The 14856-nt window shown below is 53.8% G+C and carries 18 protein-coding genes, 1 tRNA gene and 1 pseudogene; 5 read left to right on the top strand and 15 right to left on the bottom strand.

The annotated features are described in order from the left end of the window. Positions 1-14: 14 nt before the first annotated feature. The 14 genes from Q371_RS01465 to Q371_RS01390 all read right to left on the bottom strand — a co-directional run bounded on the left by Q371_RS01465 (position 15) and on the right by Q371_RS01390 (position 10547). Positions 15-605 carry a hypothetical protein gene (locus tag Q371_RS01465; RefSeq protein ID WP_034335066.1) on the bottom strand — a complete coding sequence of 197 codons (591 nt, stop codon included), beginning with the start codon at positions 603-605 and terminating at the stop codon, positions 15-17. After that, positions 605-1177, bottom strand: coding sequence for a 3'-5' exonuclease (locus Q371_RS01460; RefSeq protein ID WP_034335065.1), 573 nt, complete (start codon positions 1175-1177; stop codon positions 605-607). Before Q371_RS01460 ends, Q371_RS01465 begins: the two co-directional genes overlap by 1 nt. Before the next feature lie 159 nt (positions 1178-1336). Beyond that, on the bottom strand, positions 1337-3190 hold the full coding sequence (locus tag Q371_RS25060; RefSeq protein ID WP_051963065.1) for a ParB/RepB/Spo0J family partition protein: 1854 nt from the start codon (positions 3188-3190) through the stop codon (positions 1337-1339). Beyond that, on the bottom strand, positions 3187-3450 hold the full coding sequence (locus Q371_RS26740) for a hypothetical protein (RefSeq protein ID WP_034335064.1): 264 nt from the start codon (positions 3448-3450) through the stop codon (positions 3187-3189). The genes Q371_RS25060 and Q371_RS26740 overlap by 4 nt, the downstream gene beginning before the upstream one ends. A 1-nt stretch (position 3451) precedes the next feature. Then, positions 3452-4099 carry an AAA family ATPase gene (locus Q371_RS01445; protein WP_169743765.1) on the bottom strand — a complete coding sequence of 216 codons (648 nt, stop codon included), beginning with the start codon at positions 4097-4099 and terminating at the stop codon, positions 3452-3454. A 260-nt stretch (positions 4100-4359) separates the two neighbouring features. Then, a complete protein-coding gene (locus tag Q371_RS26735) occupies positions 4360-5310 on the bottom strand; it encodes a hypothetical protein (RefSeq protein ID WP_157442438.1) in 951 nt (316 codons plus the stop codon). Beyond that, positions 5307-5891, bottom strand: a complete 585-nt coding sequence (locus Q371_RS01430) for a hypothetical protein (protein ID WP_034335056.1) — start codon at positions 5889-5891, stop codon at positions 5307-5309. Before Q371_RS01430 ends, Q371_RS26735 begins: the two co-directional genes overlap by 4 nt. Continuing rightward, positions 5891-6424 (bottom strand): HNH endonuclease, encoded by a 534-nt coding sequence (locus tag Q371_RS25055; RefSeq protein WP_051963064.1) that lies wholly within the window; start codon positions 6422-6424, stop codon positions 5891-5893. Before Q371_RS25055 ends, Q371_RS01430 begins: the two co-directional genes overlap by 1 nt. Before the next feature lie 11 nt (positions 6425-6435). After that, positions 6436-8031 (bottom strand): UvrD-helicase domain-containing protein, encoded by a 1596-nt coding sequence (locus Q371_RS01420; RefSeq protein ID WP_034335054.1) that lies wholly within the window; start codon positions 8029-8031, stop codon positions 6436-6438. An 8-nt stretch (positions 8032-8039) separates the two neighbouring features. Then, positions 8040-9074: a recombinase family protein gene (locus Q371_RS01415; protein ID WP_034335053.1), complete on the bottom strand. Its 1035-nt coding sequence runs from the start codon at positions 9072-9074 to the stop codon at positions 8040-8042. Positions 9075-9237: 163 nt separating this feature from the next. Beyond that, positions 9238-9453, bottom strand: coding sequence for a hypothetical protein (locus Q371_RS01410; protein WP_034335051.1), 216 nt, complete (start codon positions 9451-9453; stop codon positions 9238-9240). Positions 9454-9709: 256 nt separating this feature from the next. Then, complete coding sequence (locus tag Q371_RS01400; protein ID WP_157442437.1) at positions 9710-9910, bottom strand: hypothetical protein; 201 nt, start codon at positions 9908-9910, stop codon at positions 9710-9712. Between the two features lie 53 nt (positions 9911-9963). Next, positions 9964-10305, bottom strand: a complete 342-nt coding sequence (locus tag Q371_RS01395) for a helix-turn-helix domain-containing protein (protein WP_034335043.1) — start codon at positions 10303-10305, stop codon at positions 9964-9966. After that, positions 10293-10547 carry a helix-turn-helix domain-containing protein gene (locus Q371_RS01390; protein ID WP_034335042.1) on the bottom strand — a complete coding sequence of 85 codons (255 nt, stop codon included), beginning with the start codon at positions 10545-10547 and terminating at the stop codon, positions 10293-10295. Before Q371_RS01390 ends, Q371_RS01395 begins: the two co-directional genes overlap by 13 nt. 267 nt (positions 10548-10814) lie before the next feature. On the opposite strand from Q371_RS01390, the pseudogene Q371_RS28190 reads away from it, so the two are divergent. The 4 genes and pseudogenes from Q371_RS28190 to Q371_RS28185 form a co-directional block, all read left to right on the top strand. Further along, a pseudogene (locus Q371_RS28190) lies at positions 10815-11081 on the top strand (helix-turn-helix domain-containing protein); the annotation flags it as partial. Positions 11082-11093: 12 nt separating this feature from the next. Continuing rightward, complete coding sequence (locus Q371_RS27830) at positions 11094-11594, top strand: S24 family peptidase (protein WP_245618179.1); 501 nt, start codon at positions 11094-11096, stop codon at positions 11592-11594. Between the two features lie 12 nt (positions 11595-11606). Beyond that, positions 11607-12083, top strand: a complete 477-nt coding sequence (locus tag Q371_RS25050) for a S24 family peptidase (protein ID WP_051963063.1) — start codon at positions 11607-11609, stop codon at positions 12081-12083. Positions 12084-12095: 12 nt separating this feature from the next. Then, positions 12096-13274, top strand: a complete 1179-nt coding sequence (locus Q371_RS28185) for a tyrosine-type recombinase/integrase (protein ID WP_034335039.1) — start codon at positions 12096-12098, stop codon at positions 13272-13274. Between the two features lie 93 nt (positions 13275-13367). Here Q371_RS28185 and Q371_RS01370 read toward each other — a convergent pair. Next, positions 13368-13457: transfer RNA gene (locus Q371_RS01370), tRNA-Ser, on the bottom strand. A gap of 137 nt (positions 13458-13594) precedes the next feature. Here Q371_RS01370 and hmpA point away from each other — a divergent pair. Beyond that, entirely contained in the window at positions 13595-14815 is a 1221-nt protein-coding gene (gene hmpA / locus Q371_RS01365) for an NO-inducible flavohemoprotein (RefSeq protein ID WP_034335037.1), read from the top strand. The last annotated feature ends 41 nt before the right edge of the window (positions 14816-14856 follow it).

Here is a 14856-nt window from a genome sequence, read left to right as displayed (position 1 = left end):
CTCTGAATCTTCCTTCATGGTGATCCTTTCAGGGACTGGCGTCCCAATCTGAATTGCTCACGGGCCTGCAGGCGCAAATCATCAGGCACCTGCCAGAGCTTCGGAGCGCCTTTGACCTCAATGGCTTCTGGAAACACCACCTTGCGGCCCAAAAGCCATTGGAATTTGCTCCTGCCGTTTGACCAGTAACTCTCGTACCCCTTCCGGTATCCGAGGTATTCCACAGCACCAATCAGACCCGGAAGGTGAAAGTGGGCGTAATCAAGCTCATACCCATCTTCAAGGGGGGTTGAGATGCTTTTCAGGTATTCCTTGTTGATGTGCTCTTGGGGCATCTTGCCTGAGTTGAAGTCGATGGACAGCAGGCGTATGGCCACTCTGAATTCATGACCGTAATCGGTTTCTTGGATGTCCCCTCTCTTTGCTGTGAACGGAGAGCGGCCGCCATGAATCAAGAACCAATCACCGGGACGCAAGAATGGCTCACCTTGGCGCATCCCGTGACGTTCTGGGAACCAATCGCGGTTTTCCACGTTCTTTCCCAGATGGAGGATTGCAAACCCCCACGGTGGTGAAACCGTGAGGGCCAGCAGGTCCCGTTGCATCAGCCCTCCCAGCGGGCCGCAACTGCGTGAATCACATCCACCACCCTCTGGCAGTCCCCAATGCTGGAGTGCGCAGCGCCGTACAGAGAAGGATCGAGTTTTTCCAACTGGCAGGCTTTGAGGAGCTTGAAGAATTTGGCTTCCTTCTGACCGGGGAGGGTCATGAGCTTGGCATATTCCTTCATGGCACAGTGACTGGTGGCCCCCATGCCCTTGATGCCGGGCCAGACCACACCGTTCTGGTGGCTGCTCTGGAACATCATTCGGGTATCGAATTCTTCATTCCAGAAGACCACTTTTCGACCTGCCAGCACTTCTGAAATTTGCGGGAGAAGGTCCTTCCAGGTGGGGCAGCCTGCCACGTCTGTGTCCGTGATGCCGTGAATCTGCGTGGCTTCTGCAGGGATGGGGTGTAAGGGGTTGATTCGCTGGTTGAACAGAACGGTTTTGCTGCCTTCCATGATGGTGATTTCGATGATGCCGCTCTGGATGGTCAACCCGCTGGTTTCTGTGTCTACCACCACCATGCTGGGGCTGCTGGACCAGAGTTTGAAGAGGTCATGTGGGTTCATTCGTTACCGTCCTTTTCTTTCTGCAGGTCTCGTGTTTCGGTCACCAAGACCACTTGCACGATGCCGTAGAGGGCCAAGAGCAAAATGACGACCAGAATCAGGTGGGCCATGTCACTTCTCCAAAAGGGCAGAGGGCAGTTTTATGCCCTCTGGAGTGAGTTATTTTGCTTGTTCGCCTTCAAGGTCATTCAAGGGCTTAAATGGTTCTGGGGTGTCATCGAACAGCACCAGTTGCGGCACCCATTCCTTCTCGCGGAGCTGCTGGGCATACTCCATGAATTTCGTGATCATGTCTTTTCGGGTGGAAAGGTTGCTGATCACTTCGTAGATGCCCGGGCAGTGGAACTCTGCTTCTTTGGCGAGATCGACCACCATGTCTTTTGGGTGGCCTTTCAAGAATTCCTCGGTGAGCTCCCAGTGCTTTCGCATTTCGGTTTCCACCCCGAGCTGACTGGCGATCAGATTTGCCAGTGGGCTGGGACGATTCTTCGGATTGTGGGTTGGCACATCCCCGAATTGACTGGCCACCAACATTGAGAGGACCTGGAGGAGGGTGGTTTCAGAGAGTTGAAGCAGAAGCTGGTAAAGCTCATGGGGCCTCAGTTCTTTGCCTGAGAGCAAAAGCATGTGGTCAGTGTGTTCTTTGGAATAGTATTCCCGGAAGTGGGGTTGGAAGATGGGGGTTTCCTGCACTGTGGTGAGCTGGATCATGGCAGCTTCGAAGGCTTTTTTCTCTGGGTCTGGGACGGAATTGATGTAATCACGGTGGATGTGAATCTCATGCTCTCCGGCAAGCCCCATGATGGTCAGCACCAAACCAATTCTCAGATCGTTTTTGATGGCCCTCCGGAGGTGCAGCAGCCTGAAGCGGTGGGTGTCCAGCAGAACCCCTTGGGTGATCCCGCGTTCAGTGGAGTTGGCGCTCTCGGGCTCGGGGTACTTTGCGACCCTCTGGGCTTTTTCTTTGGCTTTCACTTCCTTGCGTCTGGCCACCCTGTTCAACTCTCGGACCTGCCCGGTCGATGGCATCAACTGAAGCACAAACCCGCAGAGTTCTTTGTGCTCTTCGCCGACGGTCATGTATTCTTCCCGGTCATCCCAGTTGGAAGGCCAGTGGCTGTTGTCGTTTTGAATCACCTCTACCCAAGGAAATTGACCTTCTTGCCTGAGACGCAGACCCTGTTCTCTCAGGGCCTCAATTTGCAGTTCCAGAGCTTTCTGTTTGTTGGTGAAGTATTCCGGCACATCTCCGAACAGATCCTTGTGGGTTTGCAGTTTGCTGGCTGCCACATCGAACCGTGCGTACTCCACCAAGAACTGGCCTTTCTGCAGGAAATTGATGATGTGCTTGGGGTCCCAGTGGTAATTTTTCAGGATCTCTATTTGAAGGGCTGCAGAGTGGGCCAGTGAAATGGCTTCTGCCTGTCCGAGGGTGATTTTTCTTTCCTCAAGGTGTTGTTTGACTTCTGCGCAGAGGTGTTTCGAGATCCTCACCCGGCTGGCCACCAGTTTGGGTTTGTACCCAAACTTCCGGGCGATTTCATCCACGGTGTCGCCCAGATCCACCATCTGCGCAAAAGCGTTGGCCTCTTCAAGAGGGGTCATGTTCCTGCGCTGGACGTTCTCGGCAGTGGCAATTTCAAGGGCTTCCAGATCGGTCAGGGGTTTCACCAGAACCGGCACCGGGAAATCTACAGGGATCCGGCCAGAGGCAACCAAGGTATTCACTGCCCTCCAGCGTCGCCCTCCAGCAATGATCTCGATCTGCTCGCCAACAGGGCGACCCACAAGGTTCTGTTGCACTCCGTGGGCTGCAATGCTCTCTGCGAGCTCCTGAATGGAGCTTTCCTCGAAGTGCTTTCGAGGGTTGAGGGGAGAAGGAAAGGTGGTGTTGAAGGGGACCTTCTGGTATTCCCCTTCGCTGGGTGCTGTTGGAACTGGAGCGTGTTCAATGGGTGGGGCAGCTTCAGCCTTGGTGCGTTTCTTGCTGGGTTTCTCTGTGGTTCCTGTCATGCGGTGGTGCTCCTTTCGATGGGGTTGAGTTCTTGTACGGGTACCCATGTGCCTCTGACTTTCCCTCTGGGCCATTCACACCACCAGAACATCCCGGCCTCACCGCGCTCTTTGACGGTCAGGATGTTGTGTTCCCACTTCCACCAGACCTGCATGCCCAAGTGGATTTCGGGCAGCGGTCTGGTGGGCTCGGGTTCGACTGGTGTTTCGAAGAGGGGCAGTAGGGCAGGCTGGTTGTTCAGCTTGCCGGACTTGGCCATTTCAGTGGTTCGCCCGGTTGTCTCTGCCGGTGATCTCGAATTTCAGGCCTGCGCTCATCCGACTGGCCAGAGCTCCAGCCTGCAACAGCCGTTCTTGCTCCACCTCTTTGAGGAGGGCAGGGTTGCCATTGGCGGCTTTCAGTTTTTCGTGATCGACTGGAGTGAGGCGCAAGGCTGTCGCCCCGGGCCTTTGTTGGCTGGTGAAGATGCTTCCCCTTCTGTTGTTCAGTCGGGTTTCCAGGGCATCAAAGAACCATTCGTAGGTGTATGCCGTCGGATTGATTTTCTCCAGATCATCGAACAGGATCAGGTCTGGAGTCACCAAGTCTGGCCACTCTGCGTTTCCCAGAGCGGCTTGCTGCATCTGGCTTTTCAGGGCTTTCGCACTGAAGTACCTGCAAACGTGGGTTTCGCAGATTTCTTGCGCTATGGCGACACCCAGATGGGTTTTCCCTGTTCCCGGTGTCCCATAGAGGTATAAGGATCCGCTGCCTTTTTGCCCGAGGGGCTGGTAACAGGTGATCCCGTTTGGCCGGATGGATTGCAGGGCTGCCCTGTTTGCCTCTGTGACTTGCAGGCTGGCCCAGGTGTACTGCCTGTACTCCACGGGCAGGCTGGAGAGGAAATCAGACTTTGCGGTCTTCAGCAAATCCCTTTTTCGGAGGTCCTGTTTCCGGCTTGGCCACAAAACAGTTCTGAGTTGGTGGTCATACTGGCTTTCATTGCTCAGGCAGCACAGGCAGTTATGAGCGATGTTGTCCCAACGGGTGTAATCGTAACCTGCTTGCGCTGGCGCACCGCAGATGGGGCAAGGGGGGAGGGAAGGGTCTTGGGATTGAACGGGCGTGGACTGTCCACCTCCAAATGTCCAACCAGCTCCAAGAAGTTCACGACTCAATTTCTGGGTCATCAGTAGTCATACCACCCTTCTGATTTGGTGTTGGACTGGGGTGCTGACTGGATGCCTTGTTTGACTTCTGCATCCAGCAGGTCGCACAGGCGGTATTTCGGATCTTTGGATCCGGCACTTTCCCAATCGGTCTTGGCTTGTTCTCGCAGTTCGATCACCCGGTCGATGGGCAGGTCAAGCCACTTTTGGCGTGGCACTTTGGCAACCATGCCTTGGTACTTGTTGAACAGCGCCCACCCGAAGGCAGTTCCGAGGATGCCTTTGACTTGGCTGCGGTTTTTTTCCAGCGGATCCGGAATCGGTTTTGGCGGGCGGCCGCCCCCGGAACTTTTTGAACTGCGTTGGTCGTTTCCCTTCACTGACTTGGAAGTCCTCTTTTTTCCAGAACGGGGTTTGAAGGGGTTTCCGGTGTTCTGACCCACGGGTGAGATTTCAGGATTCAGTACGTATTTATTTATTTCTTTAGAAGTTTCTTTAAATACTTTCTTTAGGCCTGAAAAAACACAGTTCTGGAAGGTGTTTAAGGTCTGTGAGGGGTCTAAATTTTTGACTGCTGAGGGTCTAAATTTTAGACCCCACCCGTCTAAATTTTTGACCCCCTTGCGTTTTTTGCTGACCGTCAAAAATTTAGACCCCTCTGGATCGAAGTAGTTGACGTTCGGCGTGTAACTGTAAGGGCCTTTCCCATCCGGGTTCTCACTGGCTTGAATCAGGGTGCCCCTCTGGACTCCAGCACTGCACCCATTCAGCACCGATTGCTTTGACAACCCAGTGAGTTTCATCAACTCCGGCACGGTGAGCTTCACAGCTTCCCGGTGCCACCCGAAGGTTTCCCGGATGACCGCTAAAGTGATCTTCAGCTCTGCTTCTTTCATGAACGGGACCAGCTCGAAGAACTTGTTTGGAGTCTGGGTGTAGTTGGGAGGCTCAAACCCTTTAAAAGCTGTCACGAGCCACCTCCAAGCAAGGGAGGCTGCTTCTCCTCTGATTGCTTCTTGCGCTTCGATTTAGGCCCAGTAGAGCCTTCAGCGGGGAGGCCGGGGAGCGCTTCCCACATCTGCTCACTCTGGGGACTGGGAAGGGTTTTGACGTTGAACACATGTTCCTTTTCCAGTTCGGCATCAGAGAGCTTTTTCAAGCCACTCTGGTAGTTGTCCCACCCCACTGAACCTTTGGCCCAGTGCTCATCACGAAAAGCCTTGGCTTCCAGAATTTCCCTGATCCACTTTTCCCTGTGGGGGTTGGGTGTTTCAGAAATCAGAATCCAATGCATGCCTTTCATTGCGCTGTAGCCAGCGTCCTGTGTGTACCACCGGATGCCTGCATGCTCAGCACAGATCTGCACTTCTTTCGGGCTGGGACCCTTCTTCGATTCATCTGCTGGGGCTTTACGGCCCAGCAGCAGTTTCCTCATCCCGTGATCGAAGGTTGCACGGAGGTAAAGTCCCCGTGCAACCGTGACATCTTGGGATTTTTCTTCTGTCTTGGCCTGCGTGAACAACTGCTCCAGCACTTCTTTGAGGGTGCCCATCAATCTGCTGCCTCTGTGCTGGCCAAGTCCTGAATCACAACCTCGATGTAGTTCTCAGGGATGGGATTCAGGTAAGCAAACTCTTTGTAGAGGGCCAGAGCCGCAGCGTTGTAGGCAATGGCTGCAAGCAGAGGGTGAGGGTACGTCCCTACCCGGATTTGTTTGTCCCCCTCATGAATTTTGGCTTCAAACTCCTTGGGGCCACGCATCGTGACACCCTTGAAGCCTGACTTGTTGCAAGTGAAAGGTTTGCGGTTCCGGTTGTTTTCTGCCTTGGTTGCAGAACGCAAATTCTGCACCCTGTTGTCCAACTTGTTGCCATTGATGTGATCAATGAACAACCCGCCATCTTCATCTCTGATCAGGTGGTGAAGGGTGATCCATCTGGAGAACACCCCATCTTGAATCTTGGTGCAGGCATACCCGCTTTTGCTCAGGTACCACTTGTGGACTTGCAGGCGATCAAGCCACTCAGAATCCACAAGTGTGACCTTGCCAGCACCTCGTTTGCCATGCAAGGGAAGCTCTGGCATGCATTCACTCCTTAAGCCCAAAGGCTGGGTTGACCAGTGCTGCGCAACTCTCCATTCACCAGTTCAACCACTGGCATTGGAATGGGAAGGCGGTTGCTGACGCCCACGAAGACCAATGTGTGCTTTGACCGGGTGAGTGCAACAAACTCGATGCACTGTTCTGCCTGCATTGCCGTGGTGGTTTTGGCTTTCGGATGAGGCATCAGGCCGGGTTTCAAGATGAACACCCGATTCGCCTCCAAGCCTTTCGCTTTGTGGACGGTGCTGAGCACCACTCCAGCTCTGGAATCCGAAAACAGGCTCTCAATGTACCGGGTGTAGTCCTGCAGACTGAGGTGCTCCCTCTGGCTGGCGATGATCTTCAGCACATCGATCTTGTCTGACAGTTCTTCAATCAACTCGTCTTTTTCGTCCTCAGGGATTCGCCTCCGGTCAATCAACTGGATTTGTGAATCTTCGTAATTGTTGAGGGCCTGATAGAACTGGCTGATGGACCAATAGGGGTTTCTGGCTTTTTCCCATGCCCGTTCAGCCATGCTGACCAGCCCTTTACCGATGTCGGCCCCCCGGATGCGTGCCGGAATCCCTGCCCGGATCAGCTCGAAGATGTTCTCCACCAGTGGAGCAGTCATCCTGCAGAGCACCAGGTCTTCATCTCTGACCATCCTGCTGAGGGGCATGTTTTCTGGGACAGCCCCGAGGATTCCAGTGGCTGCATTGGGGGAAGGTTCAATGGTGGGGTCAAGCTGCTTTGCCAACTGGATGTGTGACGTTGGGCACCTGTAGCAGATTGAGAGGGGCATCTCTGTGGCTTGCAGGCGTTCTTTCAGGTTGTCCATGCTGCGGTGGTCTGCACCAGCAAACCCGTAGATGGCCTGCATCCGGTCACCGACCACCAGCATCCGACCACCTGGGGCAAGTGCTCCCAATGCCACCTCTACTTGTGCTTTATTGAGGTCTTGGGCCTCATCCACAAAGATCCACCTGTACTGCTGTCTGGGGCGCAATTGGTGTTTTGCTGGCAGCCAGACCATGTCGTCAAAGCTGTACACCCCTTGCTCATCCACGTAACGCTCTCCGAAGCGCATCACCTGCCGAGCAAGGTCCCGCAGGGTTTCAGCAAACTGCGGGGGGTACTCCACCTGATAGGAGCGGGTGAGGTGCTTGAATTCCTCTGGGCTTCCCAGCTCGCAGAGGGTGAGCATCGCGAATCGAACGATGCTCTGCAGGGGGTCAAAGAGCTCATCTGCACCTTCCACGCTGGGGTTCTGCTGCTGAAATCGATCCACCAGCGACTTGCAGATGTCCTTGTACTTGCTTTTCTGCGGTTGCTTCCTGCCGATTTCTGGGTAAGCCAGTTTCAGGGCTTCAAGGCCCAGAGAGTGAATGGTTCGGGCTTCCATGCGATTCCCGAGCCGGGTTTTCAGTTCGCTGGCAATGTGTGCGTTGAAGGCCAGAAAGATGGAGTCAGGGGTTTGGAGAAGCTTGGAGGCCTCCACCAGCGTGGTGGTCTTGCCGCTTCCGGCAGTGGCGGACACGATGCCGTGTCCGCTGCCGTTTTTGATCCATTCGAAGATGGCTGCTTGGTATTTGCTTGGAATGATCATTCAACACCTCAGATGGGGAGATCCGAAAGCCAGTCTTGGTACTGGGCTTTCAGCGCTTCGGGGTCTTTCTCTTTGCTGAGTCGGTCCAGAATGGTTTGAAGTTCCGATTCACTGAACCCCTTGGAGGTGGTGACCCCTTTGGCGCTGTCCCGGTTGGCGAGGAAGGCCATGAAGCTGAGTCGCTTTGAGCGGTCCTCTTCGGTTTCCTGCTGGGGAAACTTGAACCGGCTGTGCAGGTGGCCCATGATCTTGCCGACCAGAGGCGAGGTCTTCTCTGGAGAAGGCGTTGTGGCTGTGGGTTGCTGGTGCTGAATGGGGTTGGCTTTCGCGTGGTTGTACACCTGCGTCCCTTCAGAGATGGTCAGTTCACCGAGGGCTTTGATTTCTCGCCCGACCAGGTCACTGGCCAGTTTCAGTGGCCAGATGTAGCCAAACTTTTCAAGGTTGTCTCCCAGTCGCCCAGCTGCCTCGGCACTGAGGGTTTTTTCTTTGGGGGTAGAGGGAGGCACAATTTCCATGCCCCCCTCTTCGTCAATCACAACGTCCGCGCCCATTTCCTCGGGGGTGTAGAGGCCATCGATGATGTCAGGGAAAGTCACTCTGGCGCAGGCGGCCACCGCGCGCCATTTGTACATCACAGTCGGCTGGCGCTTGTAGTTGTCTTTGTTGGCCAACCCCATGTTTTGTGCTTCTTTGGTCCCAAAACGCTCAGTGTGTGGGCTGCGGTCAGAGCGTTTCATGGTGCAGGCCACAAAATCCGGGCCGATTTCAAACTTGATGTCTTCCAGTTTTCCGCTGCGGTTGATCAATGAGAGCATCAACTGGGGGCTGACTGTCGGCTTGCCCTGAATCACGTTGATTCCAGAGAGGGCTTGCAAGGGCTGCAAGCCAAGCTCCAGCCCTTTGCAGATGATCACGATGACTTGCTCAGGGCTCTGAAAGGCAGGGGGAAGCATTCGGCTGCGGATGAAGGTCTCTGCCATGTTGGCAAGGTTCTTGAAGTGCTCTGGGTTGAACACATCAATGGTGTTGCGGTGAATCACTGGGGGTCCTCCTTGGTGTGGACCTGTACGGAAGGCAGGTCCGGGAATTGCTGGCTGATTTCCCAGCACCGCCGTTTAAAGGCTTCTTGGGGTGAAATCTTCAAGAATTCAGCCATGCGGATGCACTGGTAAAGGAAGGTTTCTGTTCGCCGGTCACTGGGGGTCATGAAGGAAGGCCCTTCCGGGCTCTGGCCCTCATGACGGTTGCGAGGTGATGGCGGTAAATGCGTACTGTGGGGTCCGTGTAGCTGTAGATCGGTTCCTCTGGGGCCATGGCCCACCACTGTTCCTCTTGAAGGGCTCTGAGGCGCAGGGTTTTGGCGTGAAGAACAATGGCCACCAGCAGTCCAGCCAGAATGAGGAGAGCAATCCAGATCATCGGTTCCTCCGTGTTTCAATGTCCCGAAGAAGCAACTGGGCTTGAAGGTGTTCCCACTCCACTTGGGCGATGTCCAAATCCCTTTTGGCGAGGCGAACTGCTTCTGCTGCTTTTTCGTAAGGCCTCAAGTTTTTTTCCACGTCGCTGATTGCCCTCAGCTCTTGCCAGATTTTCTTTTCTGCCTCGATGGCATTGGCATGGGCTAGAATGGCGTTTCTCAGAACCATGTGAGCGGCATTCAAGTGCTGCGCGAGGATCATGATGCAGTCCTCAATTTCTCGATGCGCTTCAAGGTTTGAGGGCTCAACGTCCGTTCGCTGATGGGGTAGCCCAGAAGTTGCTTCAGGTAAATGTGCAAAGCGATTTGCTTGGCATCCAAACCGGCGTATCGTCTGAGTTCCTCGAAGGTGTCCAGCATCTGTTGGGCGATCTCCGGTGTGAGCGGAGGGTGTTGCACGGTTGGAGGCTCCGTGCTAGCCTTTTGGTGAGTCTCAACAGCTTTCTTCACAACTACAGTCCTTTCTTAACCCCCGTAGCAGCGGGGGTTTTGTCTTTCTCTTGGAAGTTGCGTAGTTCATCGACAGTGATTTGCCTGCCCACCAGGGCACTGAAGCGGACCCAGTCGGAAAGATCTCTGGGATCGAACTTCCAGCCGTTGCCCACCTTGATGCCGGGCAGGAGTCGTGCCCCTGCCAGCCGGTAGACTTCCTGTGTGCCGATGTCGAGGAATTCAGCAGCTTCTCGCACCCCAAGGGGTTTGATGGGTTGGGATTTCTCTAAAGCGGCTTTCAGTTGTGGAAGGGCGTCGATCAAGGTGGCCAGTCCAGGGATTTCTATGCTCAGACCGGACATGTGTTTTGCTCCGGGGCAGGGGAGAGGGGAGCGTCTGCGCAAATCTCATAAAAGACTTCGTGCACAGGGCGTTCCAATCTGCTGGCCAGAGCGGTGGCCAGTCGCAACATGAGCTGTACAGAGTCCTGTACGGTGGGTCGGCGTTCCAGCACATAAATGTGGTTGGTGCCGACATTGGCGGCTTTGGACAGTTGGTCTGCGGTGAGGTTCGCAGCCATTCTCAAATGGTTCAGTTGCTGCATATTTCCTCCTGATAATGGACATTCGAAAAATATTATTCCGTTGTAATAATTTGAAGTCTTAAAAAACGGGAAGTATCACCCTTCCCGTTCATTCCGCGTCACGCTTGCTCAACCACACAGATTTTTCTGGAATCTTCCTTGTGTCGTGCCATACTCATTTCTATTCGGCTGTCAAACAACTCCGCCGTTGTTGCTCCCGTTGGGAACTCCTCAGGCCTGATCATCGTATCATTACAACGGAATAATTTCAAGTATGATTATTCCGTCATGATAGTGTGTAGATACGCGCGCAGTCCGCATCACATCGAGGTAACTATGGCGACACAAAAAATTTCTTTCGGTGAACAGTTTTCAGACTGGCGCCTCCGCCCCCCAACAGGGGAGGGGAAAATCAGCCAATCTGAAGTTGCCAAAAGAACCGGTTTGTCCCAGGGCTACATCTCAAAACTTGAAAATGGCTACACAGACCCCGCAAGCATCGAAATAGACGACGTTCTTAAAATCCTTAAAGTTTTTGGGATCACCCTGAAGGACTTTGTAGAGGCCATGTCGGAGGAATCACGCGCGCGCTTCGAGTCGAAACGTCTCGTGATCGAATCCTTGACCAGCCCCAAAGAAAACCCCACCAGAGGAAACGCAATTCCAGCCAGTGATGTCAGCCTTCACCATGTCTATCCCTTGAAGGTGGCTGACCAGCCCAAAGAAGGACTTGAATTGCCTTACCCCATCATCCTGACACCTGCCCAGCACCGCCCCCGAATGCTGGTCTTGCAGATGGCTGGAGATGAAATGCGATCACTGGCGGACAACAGCATCCGCAATGATGACATTTTTCTGGTGGACCTCGACGAGCAGACCCCAACACCTGACAGCATTTTTGTCCTGAAATCGGGAAAGAATGTGTATGTAAGGCGTTGCGTGAAAACCGCAACAGGCGACTTCTGGATGGTGGCAGACAACAATTCCCCTGAACACCTGCCCATTCCAATCAAAGACGCCAGAGTGATTGGTCGTGCTTACCTTCTGCTCCCCAACAAACCCCTTTAAGGAGGCCGCAACGTGCACAGATTTGGATTCAGTGGTTTTATTCCCAAAGGATACGCTAAAACAGTAATCGAGCTGGACTATTCTGGTGTTGCCAATGCCAGCGAGCCATACTACCCTGACGAGACCCCGCCACCCACCAAAAGCCTCAAGGTGATGCATGCAGCCGTCAGACCGGGAACACAATTGTTCTTCGTGTATGGGCACAGCATGGAGATGCCTTCCCCTGCTGCCATTACTCATGGAAGCACTGTTTTTGTGGACCCAAATGATGATGAGCCAAGGCATGGCAGGGTGTATGCATTTGAGTTACCTGATGGCAGTATTTGCGTGAAACGAGTCTGGGTGGATGAAACCTGTGACCGCCCCTACCTTTACAGCGACAACCCTGACCAAAAAGCATATGCCCCTTTTTCACTGCCTGAAGACTCCAAAACTCTGGGCAGGGTGTATGCCGTTCAGACCCGGAGTGGATTCCGACTGATTCCATAACGCAGGTGCATCATGCCAAAAAAAGAAGCTGGTCCACCAGAGCGTCGTGCCCTGGGGAGTGTTTACTATTCCGCTGCGCATGACTCATGGTGTGCAGAAATCAACCTCGGTCTTGATTCCAGAGGCAAACGGAAAACAATCAAACGGTATTTTAAGGGTTCCGAGAAAGACCGGAAAGTCCAAAAGAAAGCAGAAGCCAAACTGGCTGAGTTGATCGCCGACAGTGGTCGGGGCGCCCTGGTGAACCCACAATCCATTACCGTGGCGGAATGGCTGGACCAACACCTGAAAAGGTGGAATTCCAAGCTGGCCAACACCAGTAAAAAAGAGAATGACCGGCTGGCCAGAATCATCACAGAGAAGATTGGGCGGATCCAACTTCAGGCAATCCAGCCTTATCACATACAGCAGGTGATTGATGACAGTGAGAAATTTGCTCACAGATCACGCATGAAAATCCTGCAACTGCTGCGCCGAGCGTTCGCAGAGGCAGTCAGCTTGGAGGTGATCAGCAAGAACCCTGCTGCAAACATCCGTGCTCCCAGAGCACCCAGAGCTGAGGGCAAAACCGGGATCGCTTGGACCCGTGAAGAAGTACAAAAGTTTCTTGAGGTGGCACGTGAATACCGTTTGTACCCCCTGTATTGTTTGGCCTTCAGCATCGGTGCCCGCATTGGGGAAATACAAGCTCTGAAGATCGATGATCTGAACCTGCAAGATGGAACCCTGAACATTCAGCGCAGCGTATCCGGACGGGATGACAAGACGTATCCCTTGCAGATTTCTGGTGGTAAGACCGAAGCTGCAAGGCGGAAAGTCAGGTTGCCAGAGGATGTAAAGCCCATTCTGGCGGCATGGCTGTTTAGACTGGAAGAGGACCGCAAGGCTGCCGGCCCGCAGTGGAATGAAGAGGGTTGGCTGTTTCCATCAATGAACGGCAAGCTTCTCAGGTACATTCCTTTCTGGCAGAACTTTCAGATTGTCCTGAAACGCTCTGGAATCAGGACGGGCACAATACACGACATGCGCCGCACGTTCATCACTCTGGCCATCCGTTCAGGGGTGCTGCCGGAAGTTGTGGCGAAAATCGTGGGACACTCCAGTGTTCGAATCACCTTGGAGGAATACAGGCGGGTTCAAGATGACGAACTGGAAAATGCAGCCGTGACCTTGACTGGTCTTTTGGGGTAGTCCCGTTTATGCATGTTTGAATCTCAAATCGCAAGTTAGTCACTACACTGTCACTACAAAGCAAAAACCCCATCTTTCGATGGGGCGTTTTTTTGGCGGAGAGAGCGGGATTCGAACCCGCGATAGGTGTTACCCTATACACGCTTTCCAGGCGTGCTCCTTCAACCACTCGGACACCTCTCCCTGGGAATGTTGCCTGAGCTGAACTCAGGAACGGAATAGATTGTATCACTTTTTTTGGAAAATGCTAGAGGGTATCTCCCGGGACATTTCGCCCGTTTTTAATATATATTTTTAATGCATATTCAAGGAGGCACCACATGCTGACCACTTCCCAACTGCAAATCATCAAAGCCACCGTTCCAGTGCTGAAACTGCACGGTGCAACCATCACCAGCCACTTCTACAAAAGGATGTTTGCACAGCATCCAGAGCTGCAAAACGTCTTCAACCTGACCCACCAGAAGACCGGAGCCCAATCCCGCAGCCTTGCCGCTTCTGTGCTGGCTTACGCCGAATACCTGGACCAGCCCGAGTTCCTCTCTGGCATGGTGACCCGCATTGCCCACAAGCATGCCAGTCTGGATGTTCTGGCAGAACACTACCCCATCGTCGGAGAGAACCTGCTGGCGGCCATTCAGGAGGTCCTTGGCGACGCTGCCACCCCCGAGATCATCGAGGCGTGGGGCGTGGCTTACGGCATCCTTGCCAACATCATGATCGGCGTCGAGAACAACCTGTACCAGACCGCTTCATGGGAAGGATTCAAAGCTTTCAAAGTGGTTCAAAAGGTTCAGGAAAGCGCACAGATTGTGTCGCTGTACCTGCAACCCGCAGATGGTGCACCTCTGGCCCCCTTCAAGCCCGGCCAGTACGTCAGTGTCCGCATGAAGACCCCAGAGATGCCCTACACCCAGATTCGACAGTACAGCCTCTCTGACCGTCCCAACAGCCAGACCCTCAGGATCAGCGTCAAGCGGGAATTGGCTCCACAGGCAGATCCCACCCTGGAGGCAGGTTTGCTGTCCAACCTCCTGCATGACCACATCCAGACTGGCGATGTGCTGGAGGTCCATGCTCCCATGGGAGACTTTGTGCTGCAAGAAAGGGGCCGTCCGGTGGTGTTGCTGGCCGGAGGGGTGGGCATCACCCCCTTGCTCAGCATGGCGAAAGCTGCCCGAGAAGTTCCCGTTGCTTTGCTGCAATTCGTTCAGAAGAAAGCAGACCATGCTTTCCGTCAGGAATTGCAGGACCTGCAACAGCAGAACAGCAACGTCAAAGTGGTCACCTTCTACACCGAAACCACTTCAGAAGATGTGCGAGGCTTGGATTTTGACGAACAGGGCCTGATCACCCGTGAAAAACTGCTGAAACATGTCTCTCAGGATGCTGACTTCTACTATTGTGGTCCCTCTGGTTTCATGCAGGCTGTTGAGAATTTGCTGGACGATTTGCAAGTTGCGCCACAAAACCGCTTCTTTGAAGCCTTTGGACCGACACAAGATTTCAAAGTGGATGCCCAGAGGGCTGTTCATCCCTGAGACAACCCACTTTAAATTTGATACTGTGAAGCATCACCTGG

Origin of the sequence: Deinococcus misasensis DSM 22328 (genome assembly GCF_000745915.1) — a bacterium.
In the GTDB taxonomy this organism is placed as follows: domain Bacteria; phylum Deinococcota; class Deinococci; order Deinococcales; family Deinococcaceae; genus Deinococcus_C; species Deinococcus_C misasensis.
The sequence above is the reverse complement of the archived record's forward strand: the minus strand, read 5'-3'. Positions and strand labels throughout refer to the sequence as shown.

Excerpts from the sequence above, each read along its gene's own strand:
- hmpA (WP_034335037.1), top strand. The coding sequence starts at position 13,595 with ATGCTGACCACTTCCCAACTGCAAATCATCAAAGCCACCGTTCCAGTG.
- Q371_RS01395 (WP_034335043.1), bottom strand. The coding sequence starts at position 10,305 with ATGTCCGGTCTGAGCATAGAAATCCCTGGACTGGCCACCTTGATCGAC.
- Q371_RS01410 (WP_034335051.1), bottom strand. The coding sequence starts at position 9,453 with ATGATCTGGATTGCTCTCCTCATTCTGGCTGGACTGCTGGTGGCCATT.
- Q371_RS27830 (WP_245618179.1), top strand. The coding sequence starts at position 11,094 with ATGTCGGAGGAATCACGCGCGCGCTTCGAGTCGAAACGTCTCGTGATC.
- Q371_RS28185 (WP_034335039.1), top strand. The coding sequence starts at position 12,096 with ATGCCAAAAAAAGAAGCTGGTCCACCAGAGCGTCGTGCCCTGGGGAGT.
- Q371_RS01390 (WP_034335042.1), bottom strand. The coding sequence starts at position 10,547 with ATGCAGCAACTGAACCATTTGAGAATGGCTGCGAACCTCACCGCAGAC.
- Q371_RS26740 (WP_034335064.1), bottom strand. The coding sequence starts at position 3,450 with ATGGCCAAGTCCGGCAAGCTGAACAACCAGCCTGCCCTACTGCCCCTC.
- Q371_RS25060 (WP_051963065.1), bottom strand. The coding sequence starts at position 3,190 with ATGACAGGAACCACAGAGAAACCCAGCAAGAAACGCACCAAGGCTGAA.
- Q371_RS01430 (WP_034335056.1), bottom strand. The coding sequence starts at position 5,891 with ATGGGCACCCTCAAAGAAGTGCTGGAGCAGTTGTTCACGCAGGCCAAG.
- Q371_RS25055 (WP_051963064.1), bottom strand. The coding sequence starts at position 6,424 with ATGCCAGAGCTTCCCTTGCATGGCAAACGAGGTGCTGGCAAGGTCACA.
- Q371_RS01420 (WP_034335054.1), bottom strand. The coding sequence starts at position 8,031 with ATGATCATTCCAAGCAAATACCAAGCAGCCATCTTCGAATGGATCAAA.
- Q371_RS01465 (WP_034335066.1), bottom strand. The coding sequence starts at position 605 with ATGCAACGGGACCTGCTGGCCCTCACGGTTTCACCACCGTGGGGGTTT.
- Q371_RS01460 (WP_034335065.1), bottom strand. The coding sequence starts at position 1,177 with ATGAACCCACATGACCTCTTCAAACTCTGGTCCAGCAGCCCCAGCATG.